Source organism: uncultured Enterovirga sp. (genome assembly GCF_964242715.1).
Taxonomy (GTDB): Bacteria; Pseudomonadota; Alphaproteobacteria; order Rhizobiales; family Beijerinckiaceae; genus Enterovirga.
Genome location: NZ_CAXTAZ010000019.1, coordinates 39,010 through 55,992 on the forward strand (window position 1 = coordinate 39,010; position 16,983 = coordinate 55,992).

General features: G+C 69.4%; 18 protein-coding genes. 11 read left to right on the forward strand and 7 right to left on the reverse strand.

The features are described 5' to 3' along the window. Positions 1–37: 37 nt before the first annotated feature. From ACFE87_RS11580 to ACFE87_RS11590, 3 genes are read left to right on the forward strand one after another with little or no spacing between them, the layout of a single operon-like run. Positions 38–1,279: an MFS transporter gene (locus ACFE87_RS11580; protein ID WP_375459783.1), complete on the forward strand. Its 1,242-nt coding sequence runs from the start codon at positions 38–40 to the stop codon at positions 1,277–1,279. Positions 1,280–1,297: 18 nt separating this feature from the next. Then, positions 1,298–1,696, forward strand: a complete 399-nt coding sequence (locus ACFE87_RS11585; RefSeq protein ID WP_375459784.1) for an MAPEG family protein — start codon at positions 1,298–1,300, stop codon at positions 1,694–1,696. 5 nt (positions 1,697–1,701) lie between these two features. After that, a complete protein-coding gene (locus ACFE87_RS11590) occupies positions 1,702–2,682 on the forward strand; it encodes an MDR family oxidoreductase (RefSeq protein WP_375459785.1) in 981 nt (326 codons plus the stop codon). A 9-nt stretch (positions 2,683–2,691) separates the two neighbouring features. Here the strand turns inward: ACFE87_RS11590 and ACFE87_RS11595 are convergent, their stop codons facing one another. Beyond that, positions 2,692–3,585: a LysR family transcriptional regulator gene (locus ACFE87_RS11595; protein WP_375459786.1), complete on the reverse strand. Its 894-nt coding sequence runs from the start codon at positions 3,583–3,585 to the stop codon at positions 2,692–2,694. Positions 3,586–3,696: 111 nt separating this feature from the next. Here ACFE87_RS11595 and wrbA point away from each other — a divergent pair, with 111 nt between their 5' ends. After that, on the forward strand, positions 3,697–4,299 hold the full coding sequence (gene wrbA, locus ACFE87_RS11600; RefSeq protein WP_375459787.1) for an NAD(P)H:quinone oxidoreductase: 603 nt from the start codon (positions 3,697–3,699) through the stop codon (positions 4,297–4,299). Positions 4,300–4,329: 30 nt separating this feature from the next. Here the strand turns inward: wrbA and ACFE87_RS11605 are convergent, their stop codons facing one another. From ACFE87_RS11605 to ACFE87_RS11620, 4 genes are all read right to left on the reverse strand, one after another. Beyond that, entirely contained in the window at positions 4,330–5,505 is a 1,176-nt protein-coding gene (locus ACFE87_RS11605; protein WP_375459788.1) for a PA0069 family radical SAM protein, read from the reverse strand. Between the two features lie 195 nt (positions 5,506–5,700). Next, positions 5,701–6,240, reverse strand: coding sequence for a molybdenum cofactor biosynthesis protein B (gene moaB, locus ACFE87_RS11610; RefSeq protein ID WP_375459789.1), 540 nt, complete (start codon positions 6,238–6,240; stop codon positions 5,701–5,703). Continuing rightward, on the reverse strand, positions 6,241–7,170 hold the full coding sequence (locus ACFE87_RS11615; RefSeq protein WP_375459790.1) for a neutral zinc metallopeptidase: 930 nt from the start codon (positions 7,168–7,170) through the stop codon (positions 6,241–6,243). Between the two features lie 49 nt (positions 7,171–7,219). Continuing rightward, positions 7,220–8,089, reverse strand: coding sequence for a uracil-DNA glycosylase family protein (locus ACFE87_RS11620; RefSeq protein WP_375459791.1), 870 nt, complete (start codon positions 8,087–8,089; stop codon positions 7,220–7,222). A gap of 144 nt (positions 8,090–8,233) precedes the next feature. Between ACFE87_RS11620 and ACFE87_RS11625 the strand changes: the two genes are divergently transcribed. From ACFE87_RS11625 to ACFE87_RS11635, 3 genes are all read left to right on the forward strand, one after another. Continuing rightward, positions 8,234–9,904: an electron transfer flavoprotein-ubiquinone oxidoreductase gene (locus ACFE87_RS11625; protein WP_375459792.1), complete on the forward strand. Its 1,671-nt coding sequence runs from the start codon at positions 8,234–8,236 to the stop codon at positions 9,902–9,904. 151 nt (positions 9,905–10,055) lie between these two features. After that, positions 10,056–11,852: a tetratricopeptide repeat protein gene (locus ACFE87_RS11630; RefSeq protein WP_375459793.1), complete on the forward strand. Its 1,797-nt coding sequence runs from the start codon at positions 10,056–10,058 to the stop codon at positions 11,850–11,852. A 46-nt stretch (positions 11,853–11,898) separates the two neighbouring features. Beyond that, positions 11,899–12,903 (forward strand): 4-(cytidine 5'-diphospho)-2-C-methyl-D-erythritol kinase, encoded by a 1,005-nt coding sequence (locus ACFE87_RS11635; protein WP_375459794.1) that lies wholly within the window; start codon positions 11,899–11,901, stop codon positions 12,901–12,903. A gap of 12 nt (positions 12,904–12,915) precedes the next feature. Here the strand turns inward: ACFE87_RS11635 and ACFE87_RS11640 are convergent, their stop codons facing one another. Continuing rightward, on the reverse strand, positions 12,916–13,935 hold the full coding sequence (locus ACFE87_RS11640) for a polyprenyl synthetase family protein (RefSeq protein WP_375459795.1): 1,020 nt from the start codon (positions 13,933–13,935) through the stop codon (positions 12,916–12,918). Positions 13,936–14,046: 111 nt separating this feature from the next. Between ACFE87_RS11640 and ACFE87_RS11645 the strand changes: the two genes are divergently transcribed. Beyond that, entirely contained in the window at positions 14,047–14,271 is a 225-nt protein-coding gene (locus ACFE87_RS11645; RefSeq protein ID WP_375459796.1) for a DUF2007 domain-containing protein, read from the forward strand. Beyond that, entirely contained in the window at positions 14,261–15,037 is a 777-nt protein-coding gene (locus ACFE87_RS11650; protein ID WP_375459797.1) for a tRNA1(Val) (adenine(37)-N6)-methyltransferase, read from the forward strand. The genes ACFE87_RS11645 and ACFE87_RS11650 overlap by 11 nt, the downstream gene beginning before the upstream one ends. 6 nt (positions 15,038–15,043) lie before the next feature. On the opposite strand, the gene ACFE87_RS11655 is transcribed toward ACFE87_RS11650, so the two are convergent. Next, positions 15,044–15,328, reverse strand: coding sequence for a hypothetical protein (locus tag ACFE87_RS11655; RefSeq protein ID WP_375459798.1), 285 nt, complete (start codon positions 15,326–15,328; stop codon positions 15,044–15,046). A 229-nt stretch (positions 15,329–15,557) separates the two neighbouring features. Here ACFE87_RS11655 and ACFE87_RS11660 point away from each other — a divergent pair, with 229 nt between their 5' ends. Together ACFE87_RS11660 and ACFE87_RS11665 are read left to right on the forward strand one after the other, a co-directional pair. Continuing rightward, positions 15,558–16,520, forward strand: coding sequence for a glycine--tRNA ligase subunit alpha (locus tag ACFE87_RS11660; RefSeq protein ID WP_375459799.1), 963 nt, complete (start codon positions 15,558–15,560; stop codon positions 16,518–16,520). Beyond that, complete coding sequence (locus ACFE87_RS11665; protein WP_375459800.1) at positions 16,517–16,936, forward strand: hypothetical protein; 420 nt, start codon at positions 16,517–16,519, stop codon at positions 16,934–16,936. Before ACFE87_RS11660 ends, ACFE87_RS11665 begins: the two co-directional genes overlap by 4 nt. Positions 16,937–16,983: the final 47 nt, after the last annotated feature.

Consider the following 16,983-nt stretch of genomic DNA (forward strand, 5'->3'; position numbering starts at 1 on the left):
TCGCTAAAGCGGTCCGGTCTAGCGCGGAGAGATCGACATGTGGCCACGCGTGGACGGGCGGATGCCGCCCGAGTGGATCGTCTTCGCGGGTTGCGCGATCGCGCTGATCGGCTTCGGGCCGCGGGCTTCGGCAGGGCTCTTCCAGCTGCCGATGATCACCGAATTCGGCTGGGGCCGCGACACGTTCGGCCTCGCCATCGCGATCCAGAACCTGCTCTGGGGCCTCGGCGCGCCTTTCGCGGGGGCGATCGCCGACCGCTACGGCATGACCCGCGTCCTCTGCGTCGGGGCCGTGCTCTACGCCGCCGGGCTCGTCGTCATGTCCTACGCGACCACGCCCGGCCTGCTCCATCTCGGGGCCGGCGTGCTCGTCGGCTTCGGCCTCTCCGCCGCCTCCTTCAACCTTATCCTCGGCGCCTTCGGGAAGCTGCTGCCGGAGAGCTGGCGCCCGCTCGCCTTCGGGGCCGGCACCGCGGCCGGCTCCTTCGGCCAGTTCTTCTACCCGCCGATCGGCAACGTGCTCATCGCCTCCTTCGGCTGGGAGCAGGCGCTGGTGGTGTTCGCCGCTAGCGTCCTCCTCATCCTGCCCCTGTCGACCTTCCTGTCCACCCGGCCCGGGCCGAACACCTCGCCGATGGGCGGCCCGAGCCCGGCGCCGAACCAGTCGATCCCGCAGGCGCTCGGCGAGGCCTTCCGGCACCGGAGCTTCGTGCTCCTCACGCTCGGCTTCTTCACCTGCGGCTTCCAGCTCGCCTTCATCACCGTCCACCTGCCGGCCTTCCTGAAGGATGCCGGTCTGCCGTCCTGGGTCGGCGGCTGGACGCTGGCCGCCATCGGGCTCTCGAACGCGGCCGGATCGCTCACCGCCGGGTGGCTCTCGTCCCGAATGCCGCGCCGCTTCTTGCTGGCCTGGATCTATCTGGGGCGTTCCCTCGCCATCGCCGTCTTCATCCTCCTGCCGATCACGCCGACCTCCTGCATCGTCTTCGGCATCGTGATGGGCGCCTTCTGGCTCTCCACCGTCCCGCCGACCTCGGGCCTTGTCATGCTGATGTTCGGCACGCGCTACATGGCGATGCTCTACGGCTTCGTGTTCTTCTCCCACCAGGTCGGCGGCTTCCTGGGCGTCTGGTTGGGAGGGGTGCTCTACGAGGGCTTCGGCAGCTACGATGTGGTCTGGTGGCTGTCGGTCGCGCTCGGGCTCGCCTCCGCCGCGATCAACCTGCCGATCCGCGAGCAGCCGGTCGTCCGGGAACCTCAGGTGGCCGTGCCGGCTTGACCGGCGAAGGAGACACCCGTGGACACTGAACTCACATATCTCGCCTGGACGATCGTCCTCGGCCTCGTGCAGGTCATCGCGACCGCGCAATTCCTCACCGCCGCCAATGGCTTCGCGTATGGGGCGGGCAATCGCGACACGCCGCCGCCCCGACGCATGTCGATCTACGGCGAGCGGCTCGAGCGGGCGACCAAGAACCTGCTGGAGACGTTCGCGTTCGCCGCTGCCGCGATCCTGATCGTGCATGTGACGGGCCGCCATAACGCGCTCACCTATTGGGGGGCGACGTTCTATTTCTGGGCCCGGCTGGCCTATGTCGGAATTTACGTGGCCGGGATCACCTACGTCAGGACGATGGTCTTCCTGGTTTCGGTGCTCGGTATCTTGCTGATGCTTCTTGGCCTCCACTGGGGTTGAACGCGATGTCGGGTTTCCGGGCCGTCGTCATCGCGGAGAAGGGCGCGGCACCCCGCATCGGCGCGTTCGCCGAAGCCGACCTGATGGACGGCGACGTGACCGTCCGGGTCACGCATTCCACCGTGAACTACAAGGACGGGCTCGCCCTCACCGGCACGGCGCCGGTCGTGCGCCGCTTTCCGATGGTCCCGGGGATCGATTTCGCCGGCGTGGTGGAGGCCTCGTCGCATCCGGATCATGCGCCCGGCGATACGGTCGTCCTCAATGGCTGGGGCACGGGCGAGACCCATCTCGGAGCCTATGCGGAGCGCTCGCGCGTCAAAGGCGACTGGCTCGTGCCGCTGCCGGAGGGCCTGTCGCCCGCCGACGCGATGGCGATCGGCACCGCCGGTTATACGGCGATGCTCTGCGTGATGGCCCTCGAGCGGCACGGCCTCTCGCCCGAAAGCGGCCCCGTGGTCGTGACGGGCGCGGCCGGCGGGGTCGGGTCGGTCGCGATCACGCTCCTGTCGAAGCTCGGCTGGCAGGTGACCGCGTCGACCGGCCGAAGCGAGGAGACTGACTACCTGAAGGGCCTCGGCGCGAGCGACATCGTCGCCCGTGCGGAGCTGGAGGGGACGCCGCGGCCGCTCGCGAAGGAGCGCTGGGCCGCGGGCGTGGACACGGTCGGCTCGACCACGCTCGCCAATGTCCTCTCGATGATCCGCTACGGCGGCGCGGTGGCGGCCTGCGGTCTCGCCGGCGGCATGGACCTTCCCGCCTCGGTCGCGCCCTTCATCCTGCGCAACGTCGCCCTTCTCGGCGTCGATTCCGTGATGGCCCCGAGGGCGTTGCGGGTGGAGGCCTGGACACGCCTCGCCCGCGACCTCGATCGCGAGAAGCTCTCCGCCATGACGACGACGATCCCGCTGGAAGGCGTCATCCAGGCCGGCGCCGACATCATGGCGGGCCGGATCCGCGGCCGGCTCGTCGTCGAGATCGGCTGAGCCGCGCGGCTACGGGGCCACCTCGCCCGCGAGCCGGGCGCGCTCCCGGCCGATCGCCTCGCCCAGGACGTCGAGCAGCGCCCGCACACGCGGGGTGTGGCGGAGGTCGGGATGGGCGAGCAGCCACATCGATCCGGCGAGGTCGGGATCGGGCGGCAGCAGCCGGACGAGGCCCGGGCGCCGATCGGCGACGTAGCAGGGGAGGGGTCCGATGCCGATCCCGGCCTCGACCGCATCCGCCAGCGCCAGCACCGTATCTACCCGGTAGACGATCCGCTCCGCGGATGCCTGCCGTCGGACGAAGCGCGCTGCCGGCACCGCCTCCATCCCGCCGCCGAGCGCGACCCAGTCCTGACCGGAGAAGTCGGCCGGTGGCGCGGCGAGGCCGGCCCAGCCGTAGAGGGCCCAGGCGACGGTGGCGATGCGTCGTCCGACCAGCGTCTCGGGCGGGGAAGGCGTGACCCGGATCGCGACATCCGCATCGCGGCGCGCGAGGTTCAGGGCGGAATTCGAGACCACGATGTCGAGGCGGATCTTCGGGTGGGTCTCGCGGAAACGCGCGAAGATGGGTGTCAGGAGATGCTGGAGCAGCGTGTCGTTGGTGGTGACCCGGACGTCGCCCTCCGGGGCCGGAGCGTGGCCCGCGAGGCGCCGCGACAGGGCCGCGATCTCGTCCTCGAACCGGGCGCCGAGCGCCGCCATGTCCTCGCCCGCTGGGGTAGGCACGTAGCCGGTGCGGCTTCGCTCGAACAATGTCGTCCCGAGCCGCGCTTCGAGCGTCCCGAGCCGCCGAAACACGGTCGAGCCGTCGACACCGAGCCGCCTCGCCGCCGCGCCGAGGCCTCCGCCCTCGCTCACGGCCAGGACGAGTTTCAGGTCATCGGAGGAGAAGGTGTCGGGCATCCTTGCATCCGGGCAAAGGTGAGGATGCACCGTTAGGCGTGTCGCGATCGCCCGGAAAGGCCTAGTTGAGCGCAACGCCGGTCCGGCCGGCCGCATAGACGAGGTGGTTCGATGCCTGCGAAAGTCCTGGTCCTCTACTATTCCACCTACGGCCATATCGAGGAGATGGCCTTTGCGGCAGCCGAAGGCGCTCGTGCCGCCGGGGCCGAGGCGGTGGTGAAGCGGGTGCCCGAGACGGTGCCGCAGGACGTCGCCGCCGCGTCCCATTACAAGCTCGACCAAGCCGCCCCGATCGCGACCGTCGATGAGTTGCCCGACTACGACGCCATCCTGTTCGGCACGCCGACCCGCTACGGCAACATGGCCGCGCAGATGAAATCCTTCATCGACCAGACCGGCGGTCTATGGGCGCAGGGCAAGCTGAACGGCAAGGTCGCGGGTGTCTTCACGTCGTCGGCAACGCAGCATGGCGGGCAGGAATCCACCATCCTGACTTTCCTGCCGGTGCTGATGCATCTCGGCTTCGTCATCACCGGCCTGCCCTATTCCTTCCAGGCACAGATGGGTGTGGCCGAGGTCATGGGGAATTCGCCCTACGGCGCCTCGACCATCGCAGGCGGTGACGGCAGCCGCAAACCGAGCGCGGTCGAACTCGACGGCGCCCGCTTCCAGGGAAAATACCTCGCCGAGATCGCAGCAAAGTTGAAGGGCTGAGGCGCCGCCCGGCGCGTTCCCTGACGTGCTCTAGAAGAGCGCGAGCTGCGCGCCCTGCCGCATGGGGGGCGTGAACAGGTCGGTCCGGAGCGTCCGGCGCTGCTTGTTGAAGCCGATCCGCTCCGACGCGGCCTCGAAGCGGCGGCCGATCATCCAGGCATAGGGCCCGACCCCCGTCTGGCGCTCGCCCCAGGCCGAATCGTAGAGCTTGCCGCCGCGCGTATCCTCGACCAGCGACAGGACGTGCTTCATGCGGTCCGGGTAGTTCTCGGCAAGCCAGTCCCGAACGAGCCCCTTCAGCTCGTTCGGCAGCCGCAGCATGACGTAGCCCGCCTCCCGCGCCCCGGCCGCATAGGCCGCGCGGAGCACGCCCTCGATCTCATGGTCGTTGATCGCCGGAATGATAGGCGCGACCAGGACCGAGACCGGGATCCCGGCCTCAGCCAGCATCCGGATCGTCGAGAGCCGCTTGGTCGGGGTCGCCGCACGCGGCTCCATGCGCCGGGCAAGCTTCGGGTCGAGCGTCGTCACCGAGATCGCGACCTTGGCGAGCCCCCGCTCCGCCATCGACGCCAGGATGTCGATGTCCCGCGTCACGAGGGCCGATTTCGTGACAATCCCGACCGGGTGGTTCGTCGCGTCCAGCACCTCTAGGATGGAGCGCGTGATCCGGTAGGTGCGCTCGATCGGCTGATAGGGGTCGGTGTTGGTGCCGAGCGCCATCGTCTTCGGCTCGTAATTCGACGCCGCGAGTTCCTTCCGCAGGAGCTCGGCCGCGTTCGGCTTGGCGAAGAGCTTGGTCTCGAAATCGAGCCCGGGCGACAGGCCCTGGTAGGCGTGGCTCGGCCGGGCGAAACAATACACGCAGCCATGCTCACAGCCCCGATACGGGTTCACGGACCGGTCGAAGGAGATGTCCGGCGAATCGTTCCGGGCGATGATCGTGCGGGGCTTCTCGAGCGTCACCTCGGTCCGGATCGGAAGCGGCTCGTCGGCGAAATCCCATCCGTCGAAGGCGCGTTCGCGCTGGATCGGCTCGAACCGGCCGTCCGGATTTCCGCCGACCCCACGGCCGTGCCGCCGCTCGCGCTCGACGCCCTCATAGGTCCGGATGTCCGGCCGACGACGGTCGATGACGGTATGCACGCCGCGCTGCGCCGGTCGGGGCGGCTCGGCCGGTGTCCCCTTCAGCTGCGTTCTGGCCATCTGAACCTCCTGGCCGGGCGATTCGGCATCGCTAGACTAGAACGAAACGCGAACATTGCAACGGCGACGCTCTAAGGGCGCGTTCTCACTACGGTCGTGATGGCAAGGATCACGTACCTCCTATGTTCCGACGGGCCTGTGGATAAGCCCCGGTTCCTGTGGACAAGTCGGGCGGGGGGCGGGCGATATGCCCGGTCAGCGCCGCAGGTGTTCGTCCAGCCGCGGCATGATCTCGACGAAGTTGCAGGGCCGGTGCCGGTAATCGAGCTGAGCCTGGAGGATGCCGTCCCAGGCGTCCCGGCACGCGCCGGGCGAGCCCGGCAGGACGAAGATGTAGGTCGCGCCCGCGACGCCCGCGGTCGCGCGCGATTGCAGCGTCGAGGTGCCGATCTTGTCGTAGCTGATCCGGTGAAAGATGGCCGAGAAGCCGTCCATGCGCTTCTCGAAGAGCGGTTCGAGCGCCTCCGGTGTCACGTCGCGGCCGGTGAAGCCGGTCCCGCCCGTTGCGATGATCGCATCGACGTCCGTATCCGCGATCCAGCCGCGCACCGCCGACCGGATCGCCTCGACGTCGTCCGGCACGATGCTGCGGCCGGCGAGAACATGCCCGGCTTCGGTCAAACGCGCGACCAGCGTGTCGCCCGACCGATCGTCCGCGAGCTGACGGGTGTCGGACACGGTGAGCACCGCGATCCCGAGGGGGACGAAGCTCCGGGCGAGATCGAGGCCGGCCACCTAGAGGCGGCTCGTCCGGAAGGTGTCGCAGCTCTGTACCTGCCCGGTCCGAAGGCCCGTCTTCAGCCAGCGCACCCGCTGCTCCGAGGAGCCGTGCGTGAAGCTGTCCGGCATCACCTGGCCCCTGCTCTGGCTCTGCAGCCGGTCGTCGCCGATGGCCTGGGCGGCCGCGATCGCCTGGCGAATATCCTCGTCGTTGATGGCGTTGTATTTTTCGTTGGACTTGTTGGCCCAGACGCCGGCCAGGCAATCGGCCATGAGTTCGATCCGGACCGAGAGCTGGTTCGCCTCGCGCTCGTCCACGTCCTGCTGCCGGCGCTGCACCTTGCCCAGGATGCCGAGGACGTTCTGGATGTGATGGCCGACCTCATGCGCGATCACATAGGCATAGGCGAAGTCGCCACCGGTCCTGAACTTGCGCTGCATCTCGTCGAAGAAGGTCGTGTCGAGATAGACCTTGCGGTCGAGCGGGCAATAGAAAGGTCCCATCGCCGATTGGGCGCTGCCGCAGCCCGACCGCGTGCCGCGGGTGTAGAGCACCATGCCGGTCGGCACGTAGGCCTTGTTGGCCTGGGCGGGCAGGACCTCTTTCCAGACGTCCTCCGTGTTGCCGAGGATCCTTTGCGCCAGCCGGCCATACTGGTCCGTGACCTGGCCGCCGCTGCCTTGCGGACGCGGGGCCGGCGGGCTGCGCCGGTCCGGCTGCTCGTAGCCCGGGTTGCCGCCGCCGCGCGCCATCTCGGCGCCCTGGATCAGGATGCGGGGGTCGATGCCGAGCGCCCAGCCGACAAGGCCGAGCACGACCATGGCGCCGATGCCGAGGCCGCCGCCACCGCGCCCCATAGGGATGCCGAAGCCGCCACCCCCGCCGCCGCCGTCGCCGCGTCGGTCCTCGACATTGTCGGACGGGCGAAAGTCTTCCCAACGCATCGTGCAAGCTTCCCGAGCGCGCGGGAGGGCGCGCCAGAACGTTCAACCTTCAAGTCGGTTCGGGCGGGCGGGGTTCCGCACGGCCGTCCAGCGCATGGCGGAGCCGGAGGAGGTCGCGCCACGCCAGCCGTTTATGCAGCGGCTGCCGCAAAAGATAGGCGGGATGCAGCATCGGCAGGACGCGAAGCCGGGCCTCGCCGAATGTCCGCTCGGTCCAGCGGCCGCGCGTCCGGAAGATGCCCTCCTTCGAGCCGAGGACCATCTGGGTGGAGGGGGCGCCGAGCGTCACCAGGATGTCGGGCCGGGCAAGCTCGATCTGGCGCTCTGTGAAGGGCAGGCAGATCGCCACCTCCTGCGGAGTCGGGGTCCGGTTCCCGGGCGGACGCCAGGGCACCACGTTCGCGACGTAGACCGAGCCGCGGTCGAGCCCGATCGCGGACAGCATCCGGTCGAGAAGCTGGCCCGCGCGTCCGACGAAGGGCCGGCCCGTGCGGTCCTCCTCCGCCCCGGGCGCCTCGCCCAGGATCATCACGCGCGAGCCCGGAACGCCGTCGGCGAAACAGAGCTGGCGGGCGGAGGCCTTGAGCGCGCAGCCGTCGAAGGCGGCCACCAGCCGTTCGAGGTCGTCGAGGGTCCGGGCCTCTCGAGCCAGCCGTCGGGCATCCTCGGCGATCTCGGCCGGCGCTCCGGCGGCCGCGGCCGGGAGGGCAGGGCGCGAGGCGGGGCGTTCCGGCTGGGGATGACGCGAGGGCAGGGGCGCGCGGGGCTCGGCGGGCGCTTCGGGCGAGACCCAAGCCAGGCTCGTGTCCTCCGCGAAGCGGTCGTGCGGCGCCTCGTCCAGCGCGAGATCGATCCCGGCAGCGACGTGGAAGTCGAGAAGCGCGATGAGCGCCTCGCGATCGGCGGGGGCCGGCAGCATGGGTCCTTGTAACCCACGAGACCGCGGTCACAAGCCGCCACCGGCTCTCGCTTGTCAGGGAACCGGTGCCCCCCCATAGCTCGTTGGAACAGGTCGAAGCTGAGCGGCTGGCCGCTCCGGGGAGGAACTATGCCGGAGAGTGAGATGGCGGGCGAGGCGCTGCCGCCGCGGGAGTCGATGGACTTCGACGTCGTCATCGCCGGCGGCGGCCCGGCCGGACTCGCGACCGCGATCCGGCTGAAGCAGCTCGCGGCCGAGAGCGGGGCCGAGATCTCGGTCGTCGTCGTCGAGAAAGGGTCCGAGATCGGGGCGCATGTCCTCTCCGGCGCCGTCGTCGATCCGATCGGCCTCGATCGCCTCCTGCCGGATTGGCGCGCCGATTCCGAGCGGCCGCTCACGACCGAGGTGACCAAGGACGAGTTCCTGTTCCTCGGGCCGGCCGGGGGCGTGAAGATCCCGACGCTGACCCTGCCGCGCCTGATGAGCAATCACGGCAATTTCATCGGCTCGCTCGGCGACGTGGCCCGCTTCCTCGGCCGCCAGGCCGAGGCGCTCGGCGTCGAGATCTATCCGGGCTTCCCGGCAGCCGAAATCCTGATGGAAGACGGCAAGGTCCGGGGCATCGCGACCGGCGACATGGGGGTCGGGCGCTCGGGCGAGACGAAGGGAGACTTCACCCGCGGCATGGAACTGCGCGGCCGCTACACGATCCTGGCCGAGGGCGCCCGCGGCAGCCTGACGAAACAGGCCATCGCCCGGTTCGGGCTGAACCAGAATTCCGACCACCAGAAATACGGCCTCGGCGTCAAGGAGGTCTGGCAGGTCCGGCCGGAGCGGTTCCGGAAGGGGCTCGTGCAGCATTCCATGGGCTGGCCGCTGCCGAACAAGGCCGGCGGCGGGTCCTGGCTCTACCATTACGACGACAACCTCGTGTCGGTGGGATTCGTCACGCACCTGAACTACGAGAACCCGACGCTGTCGCCCTTCGACGAGTTCCAGCGGGTGAAGACCCACCCGATGATCCGGGACACGTTCGAGGGCGCGAAACGGATCGGCTATGGCGCGCGCGCCATCATGGAAGGCGGCTGGCAGTCGGTGCCACGGCTCGTCTTCCCGGGCGGGTGCCTCGTCGGCGATTCGGCCGGTTTCGTGAACGTGCCCCGCATCAAGGGCTCGCATAACGCGATCCTGTCCGGGATGCTCTGCGCCGAGCATCTGGCCCCTGCGCTGGCCGAGGGCCGGGCCCATGACGAGATCGAGAGCTACGAGGAGAGCTGGCGCGGCTCCGATATCGGCTACGACCTCTACCGGGTCCGCAACGTGAAGCCGCTCTGGTCGCGCTACGGCACCCTCGTCGGGATCGGCCTCGGCGGGATCGACATGTGGATGACCGAGCTCCTCGGTTCCTCCGTCTTCGGGACCCTGTCGCACGGCAAGGCCGATTTCGAGACCCTGAAGCCGCTGTCGGAGGTGAAGCCGATCACCTACCCGCGGCCGGACGGGGTTCTGACCTTCGACCGGCTGTCCTCGGTCTTCCTGTCGAACACGAACCACGAGGAAGACCAGCCGGTCCACCTGAAGGTCGCCGACATGGAGCTGCAGCGCCGCTCCGAGCACGACGTCTTCGGCGGCCCCTCCGCCCAATATTGCCCGGCCGGGGTCTACGAATGGCTGGAGGACGGCAAGGAGCCGCGTTTCCAGATCAACGCCCAGAACTGCGTCCATTGCAAAACCTGCGACATCAAGGATCCGAACCAGAACATCACCTGGGTGACGCCGGAGGGCGGCGGCGGGCCGAACTACGTCGGCATGTGAGCCGGCCCGAACGGATCCGGCGCGGCTTCCTCGGGACCCGCGCCGCGCGGCATCGAGGTGCCTTGCCGGGCGGAGTCCGAGGGTTCATTCTGCGGATCAAGTGAGTCATGGGCGTCGCGCGAGGCGGGCGGTCGTCGAGGGTGGAGCCGTGATGGTCGTTTTTCCTGTGGGTCGCTTCGCGATCGGCCGCGCCGTCGCGGTTGCGCTGGCGCTCTGTGTTGCGGGCGGGAGTGCCGAGGCGCGCCGCGTCGTCGCGCCGGCCCAGAAGCCCAACACCTCGCCCTACACGCCGGCCGGCAGCCTCGAGGGCAATTACCTCGCGGCCTATATCGCGGGCGCTTCCAAGGACACGGCCGCGGCCGCGATCTTCTACCGAGAGGCCCTGCGCGAAGACCCGGCCAATCCCGAGCTTCTCGAGCGCGCCTTCATCTCGCTCCTGGCGGACGGCGACGTCGATGGGGCCGCCGGCGCGGCCGATCGGCTGACCCTGAAGGATCCATCGAACGGGCTTGCCCAGCTCAGCCTCGGCGCGCGCGCCTTCAAGACGCGGCAATTCGCGGTCGCCCGCACGCTGCTCGCCCGGGGCGTCCGCGGCCGTGCGGCCGACCTTACGGCTTCGCTCCTGATCGCCTGGTCCCATGCCGGATCCCGGGACGGGAAACGCGCCCTCGACACGGTGAATGGCGTCCGGGCCGATCGCGGCTTCGCGGTCTTCCGCGACTACCATGCCGGGCTGATCGCCGAACTCGTCGGCAACCTGCCCGAGGCGGAGCGCCGGCTGAAATCCGCCTACGATTCCGAGAAGACGACCCTTCGCCTCGTCGATGCCTACGGGCGCCTCCTCGCCCGGATCGGCAAGAAGGACGAGGCGCTCGCGGTCTACCAGGCCTATGACGTGATCGCGCCGCGTCATGCCTTCGTCCGCAACGCTCTCGCCGAGATCGGCGCGGGCCGCACGCTGCCGCCGATCGTCCAGAATGCGCAGGACGGTGCGGCCGAGGTGCTCTACGGGCTCGGTTCCGCGGGCAACCAGCAGGGCGACGAACTCGCGTCCCTGATCTATCTCCGGCTCGCCCTCTACCTGAACCCGGATCATTCGCTCGCGCTCGTGACGCTGGCCGATGTGTTCGAGCGGATGAAGCAGACGGAACAGGCGCTGGCGGCCCTGAAGCTCGTGCCGGCGATCTCGCCGCTGAAGGCGAGCGCGGACGTGCAGATCGGCCTCAGCCTCGAGCAGCTCGGACGCGGCGAGGAGGCCGTGAAACATCTCGAACGGCTCCGCGCCGAGCGGCCGAACGACACCGACGCGCTGGTCGCTCTCGGTGGCATCCTGCGCATGCGCAAGAAGTATCTCGAGGCGGCCGAAGTCTACGGGCAGGCGATCGACCTGACCAAGGAGGGCGATAGCGGGCGCTGGCCGCTCTTCTACTATCGCGGCACGAGCTATGAGCGGGCCAAGGAATGGGCCAAGGCCGAGGCCGACCTGAAGACCTCGCTCGAGCTCGTTCCCGACACCCAGACGGTCTGGAAGGCGCAGGTCCTTAACTATCTCGGCTATTCCTGGGTCGATACCGGCAAGAATATCGACGAAGCCTTCAAGATGCTGAAGCGGGCGGTCGAGCTCTCCCCGCGTGACGGCATGATCATCGACAGCCTGGGCTGGGCCTATTACCGCCTCGGGCAGTTCGACGAGGCGGTGCGCGAACTCGAAAAGGCGGCCGAGCTGAAATCCGGCGACCCGGTCATCAACGACCATCTCGGGGACGCCTATTGGCAGGTCGGCCGTCGGCTCGAAGCCCGGTTCCAATGGCAGCACGCCAAGGATTCGAGCCCGGAGCCGGACGATCTGAAAAAGATCGAGGACAAGCTCCAGGGCGGGCTTCCGGACGTCCCGAAGCCGGCCGAGGCGCTGACGAACCCGACCGACCAGATCAAGAGCGGCGGCTGACCGACGCGCTTCGCCTCGGCGGAGCGGCGTCCCGCTCGTCTCTGCGATGAGACCCGAGCCTCCCAGCCGGCCCGCCGGGCTCGGCCTCACAACGCGCGCGCCGGCCAAGGTCAACCTCACCTTGCACGTGCTCGGACGACGGGCGGACGGCTACCACGAGCTCGAAAGCCTCGTCGTCTTCGCCGGTATCCACGACCGCCTGACCCTGGTTCCGGGCGAAGAGCTGTCGCTCGTCGTCGAGGGACCCACGGCCGGGGCGGCGGGTCCGCCCGGGGCCAACCTGGTGATCCGGGCTGCCCGGGCCCTGGCCGAGCGCCGGCCGGGCCTGTTGGCGGGAGCCTTCCACCTCACGAAGCGCCTGCCGGCCGCCGCCGGTATCGGAGGCGGCTCCTCGGATGCGGCCGGCGCGCTGCGGCTCCTGGCCCGGCTCAACGGCCTTGCCCTCGACCATCCCGACGTCGTCGAGGCGGCCCGGGTCACGGGCGCCGACATCCCGGTCTGCCTCGACCCCCGCGCCCGCATGATGCGGGGCGCGGGCGAGGAGGTCGGCCCCCCGCTGGCCCTGCCGCCACTCTTCGCCGTCCTGGTCAATCCGGGCGTAGCGGTGCCGACCGCGGGCGTGTTCAAGTCGCTCGGGCTTTCGCCGGGGCAGATGTTGGCCGCTGGTGCGTCCTTCGAGAGCGACCTTCGATCGGCACCTCAGGATGAGGAGGTTCGTGGAATCCACCCACGTCCTCATGCTGAGATGCGAGCCGGTCCCGCGCAGCGGGCAGGCGAGCCTCGAAGCACGGACGGGGACGTGTCAGCCCTTTTCGCTACGCTGGCTGAGACCCGCAACGATCTCGAAGCGCCAGCGCTCGCGCTCGCCCCAGAGATCGGCTCGGCGCTCGCCCGGCTTCGCGCGACCAAGGGCTGCAGGCTCGCCCGCATGTCGGGGTCGGGTGCGACGGTCTTCGGGCTCTACGACGATTGCCGGGCCGCGGCGCGGGCCGCGAAGGCCGTTCGGTCGGCCGAGCCGGGCTGGTGGGTGAAGGCGACCGTCTTCCGATGAGACGTCAGCCGCTCAGTGCGCGCGGCCGATGCAGAAATCCACCGCGCCGAGAAGCGCGCTCTTCATCGGGCTGCCGGGGAAGAGCGCCAGCGCGTCGCGGGCCATCTTGCCGTAATGGCGGGCCCGCTCGACCGTATCCTCGATCGCCCGATGCCGGCGCAGGATGCCGAGCGCGCGCTCGACGTCGCCCTCGCCGATCTCGCCCCGTTCCAGCGTGCGGCGCCAGAATTCCCGCTCCGGCTCGTCGCCGCGGCGGTAGCAGAGCACGATCGGGAGCGTGATCTTGCCCTCGCGAAAATCGTCGCCGACATTCTTGCCGAGGGCGGAGGCCGTGCCGCCGTAATCCAGCGCGTCGTCGACGAGCTGGAAGGCGATCCCCAAATTCATGCCGTAAGACCGGCAGGCGGCGAGCTCGGCCTTCGGCCGCCCCGCGATCACCGGCCCGACCTCGCAGGCGGCCGCGAACAGTTCCGCGGTCTTGCCGCGGATCACGGCCAGGTATTCGTCCTCGTTCGTCTCGACATGCTTCGCGGCGGCGAGTTGCAGCACCTCGCCCTCCGCGATGATGGTGGCGGCCGAGGACAGGATCGCGAGCGCCGGGAGCGAGCCGACCTCGACCATCATCTTGAAGGCCTGGCCGAGGAGGAAGTCGCCGACGAGGACGCTCGCCTCGTTGCCCCATTTCAGCCGGGCCGCGATCTTGCCCCTGCGCATGGTCGAGGCGTCGACGACGTCGTCATGCAGGAGCGTCGCCGTGTGCATGAACTCCACGGCGGCTGCCAGGCTGACATGGCCGTCGCCCCCGTAGCCGGCGAGCGAGGCGGTCGCGAGCGTCAGCATCGGCCGGAGCCGCTTTCCGCCCGACGAGATCAGGTGGTTCGCGACCTCCGGGATCATCGTCACCCGCGAACCGGTCCGGGAGACGATCAGGCGGTTGACCCGCTCCATGTCGTCCCGCACGAGCCCCACGAGATCGTCGAGGCTCGCCTCCGCGCCCGGCACCCTGTCCTCGAACGATAGAACCACGCCCACGCTGACCGCCCCCGTTGCCGGATCGACGTCCCGGCCGGATGATGCTCCCTTGCACGCCGCCCTGGTCACCGCAACGCGCGGCTTGACGCAAGACGAGGCCCGACCTTCCCGATGCGCGAATTGATCCGGACGAACGATGTCGTGCTGATCGACGTCGTCACGCAGTTGCTGGAGAGCGAGGACATCCCGGTCTTCGTCGCGGACGGGCATATGAGCGCGCTGGAAGGCTCGATCGGGGTGTTCGGTCGACGCGTTCTCGTGCCGTCCGACTGGGCCGATCGCGCCCGGCGCCTCGTCGTCGAGGCCGGCCTCGGGGCCGAATTGCGTGACGCCTGACGCCATTCCGGAGGTCACGGAGGACCTTTTCCTCGAGGGTCGCCTGCGGCTGCTTCAGCCGCGCCGTGGGCACCGTGCCGGAACGGACGCCGTCCTGCTCGCCGCCACTGCCGAGATCCGGCCCGGCGACCATGTGGTCGACCTCGGCAGCGCCAGCGGTGCGGTCGGGCTGATGGCCGCGATAAGGGTCGGGGCGACGCGGCTCAGCCTCGTCGAGCGCGAGGCAATCCTCGTGACGCTGGCGCGGCGCAACATCTCCTCCAATGGTCTCGAGGATCGCGCGGCAGCCTACCAGGCCGACCTGTTCGCGGACCGCCGGACGCTGCGTTCAGCCGGGCTTGCCGACGGGATGGCGGACGTCGTCCTGACAAACCCGCCCTTCTTCGAACCGGGCGGCCGTACCTCGCCGGATCCCGGCCGCAGGTCGGCGCATGTCATGGAAGGGGGCGATCTCGGGCGCTGGGTCGCCTCGGCGAACTGGCTGCTGCGGCCGCGTGGGCGAATCTGGATGATCCACCGGGCGGATGCACTCGCATCCTGCCTCGAGGCGCTTCGACCGACCTTCGGGTCGATCGTCGTCCGGCCGGTCTATTCGAAGCCGGGCGGCGCCGCAGCGCGGCTCATCCTGTCGGCGCTCAAAGGGGGGCGGACACCGCTCGAGGTCGCGGCCCCGATCCACCTCGGCGAAGCTGATGCGGCCGCCGATGCCGAAACGAAAACGGTCCCGGCAGGGGGGCTGCCGGGACCGGAGAAACCTGATCTCTAACTGCGTCTACTGCGTCGGGCAACTCGCGGCGCGTTCGCTCTCGCCGTAGCCGGCATAGATGACCTTCACCTTGCGGCAGCCGGGGGCGAGAACGATCTTCTCGGCTGCGGCCTGACCGACCTCGGCCTTCTGCTCGACATCCCTGGCCATCGGCTCCGGAGCAGCGGCCGCCATCTCCACCGGAGCAGCCTTGCGCTGAACCTTGATGTCGCGGGCCTCGGCCGTCGCCAGGCCCAGGGTAAGGGCCGCCGAAAGCGCCGCCAGTCCGACCATCTCCGAGATCTTCGTCATCATCATCCCCCTGCCGAGACCTGGCCCGACTTCACCGTCCTGTGCGGCCGTCGGATCCGGGTGGCTGTTTCGAATGGCACGCGAATGCCTAAGCTTCCGGGGTTGAATGCTTGTAGGAGTCGAATGTTCCCAAGGTTACGGCAACTTTGGTTAGCAGGGTCTTGGTGTGCGAGCCGAGAGAGCCGGAGCCGTCCTTGACAGCCTCCGGGCCGTTCCCGAGGGTGCCGGCATGACACCGATCGACACCGCCGCGGCGGCCCATCTGGCCCCCGCCCGATCCTTCCAGGGCCTGATCCTGACCCTGCAGCGCTTCTGGGCGGCGGAGGGCTGCGTGATCCTCCAGCCCTACGACATGGAGGTGGGAGCCGGGACGTTTCACCCGGCGACCACGTTGCGTGCCCTCGGGCCGAAACCCTGGCGGGCCGCCTATGTGCAACCCTCCCGCCGGCCGAAGGACGGCCGCTACGGCGAGAACCCGAACCGGCTGCAGCATTACTACCAGTTCCAAGTGATCCTGAAGCCGAACCCTCCGAACCTGCAGGACCTCTACCTCGCCTCGCTGGCCGCAATCGGGGTCGACGCGAAGCTGCACGACATCCGCTTCGTCGAGGACGATTGGGAGAGCCCGACGCTCGGCGCCTGGGGCCTCGGCTGGGAATGCTGGTGCGACGGCATGGAGGTGAGCCAGTTCACCTATTTCCAGCAGGTCGCCGGCTTCGAATGCGCGCCGGTCGCGGGAGAACTGACCTACGGGCTCGAGCGCCTCGCGATGTATGTCCAGGGCGTCGAGAACGTCTACGACCTGAACTTCAACGGGCTCGACGGCACTGACCGCGTCACCTACGGCGACGTCTTCCTGCAGGCCGAGCAGGAATATTCGCGGCACAATTTCGAACATGCCGACACGGCCATGCTGTTCCGGCAGTTCAAGGATGCGGAGGCGGCCTGCGCCGCCTATCTGGCGGCGGGCGACCGCGGCCCGCGCCACGAGATGGCGCTGCCGGCCTATGACCAGTGCATCAAGGCGAGCCACGTCTTCAACCTGCTCGATGCCCGCGGCGTGATCTCGGTGACCGAGCGCCAGAGCTACATCCTGCGGGTGCGCGAGCTTGCGAAGGCCTGCGGCGCGGCCTGGCTCAGGACCGAGGGCGGCGGCCTCCCGGCGGACGAGCCCGCGCGAGCGGCGGCATGAGGCCCGGTTCGCGTCGCAACATCCGCATCTCGGTCCTTCGCGTGTCCTATGATCTCGTCTGCGACGCGACCATGGATACCGGCGTCGCGCGGCTGACCGGGACCGGCACGCTCGCCGAGACCGGCGAGGAACTCGGCAATGTCGACCTCACCTTCTGGGGATCGACCACCGCCCAGCTCCGGATGCGGGCCCGGAACTGGCCCGAGCGTTTCGACGCGGTCTCGGGCGATTATTTCGGCGTCTCGGGCGCGGGCGAGCACCGCTTCGACGTGTTCCTGGCCGCGGACCGCTTCTTCCGGCTGCTCGATCTCGCCCACGGCTCCCGCCGCGCCATGGTCCGCCTCTCCTGCGACGTGTCGGACGACGGGACGCTCGACCTCGTCCACGAGATGGAGATCTCGGCGAGCCGAGGCTGAGCCGCGCGCGGCCGGCCTTCGCTCGACAGGTCCGGCCGCCCGGCCTA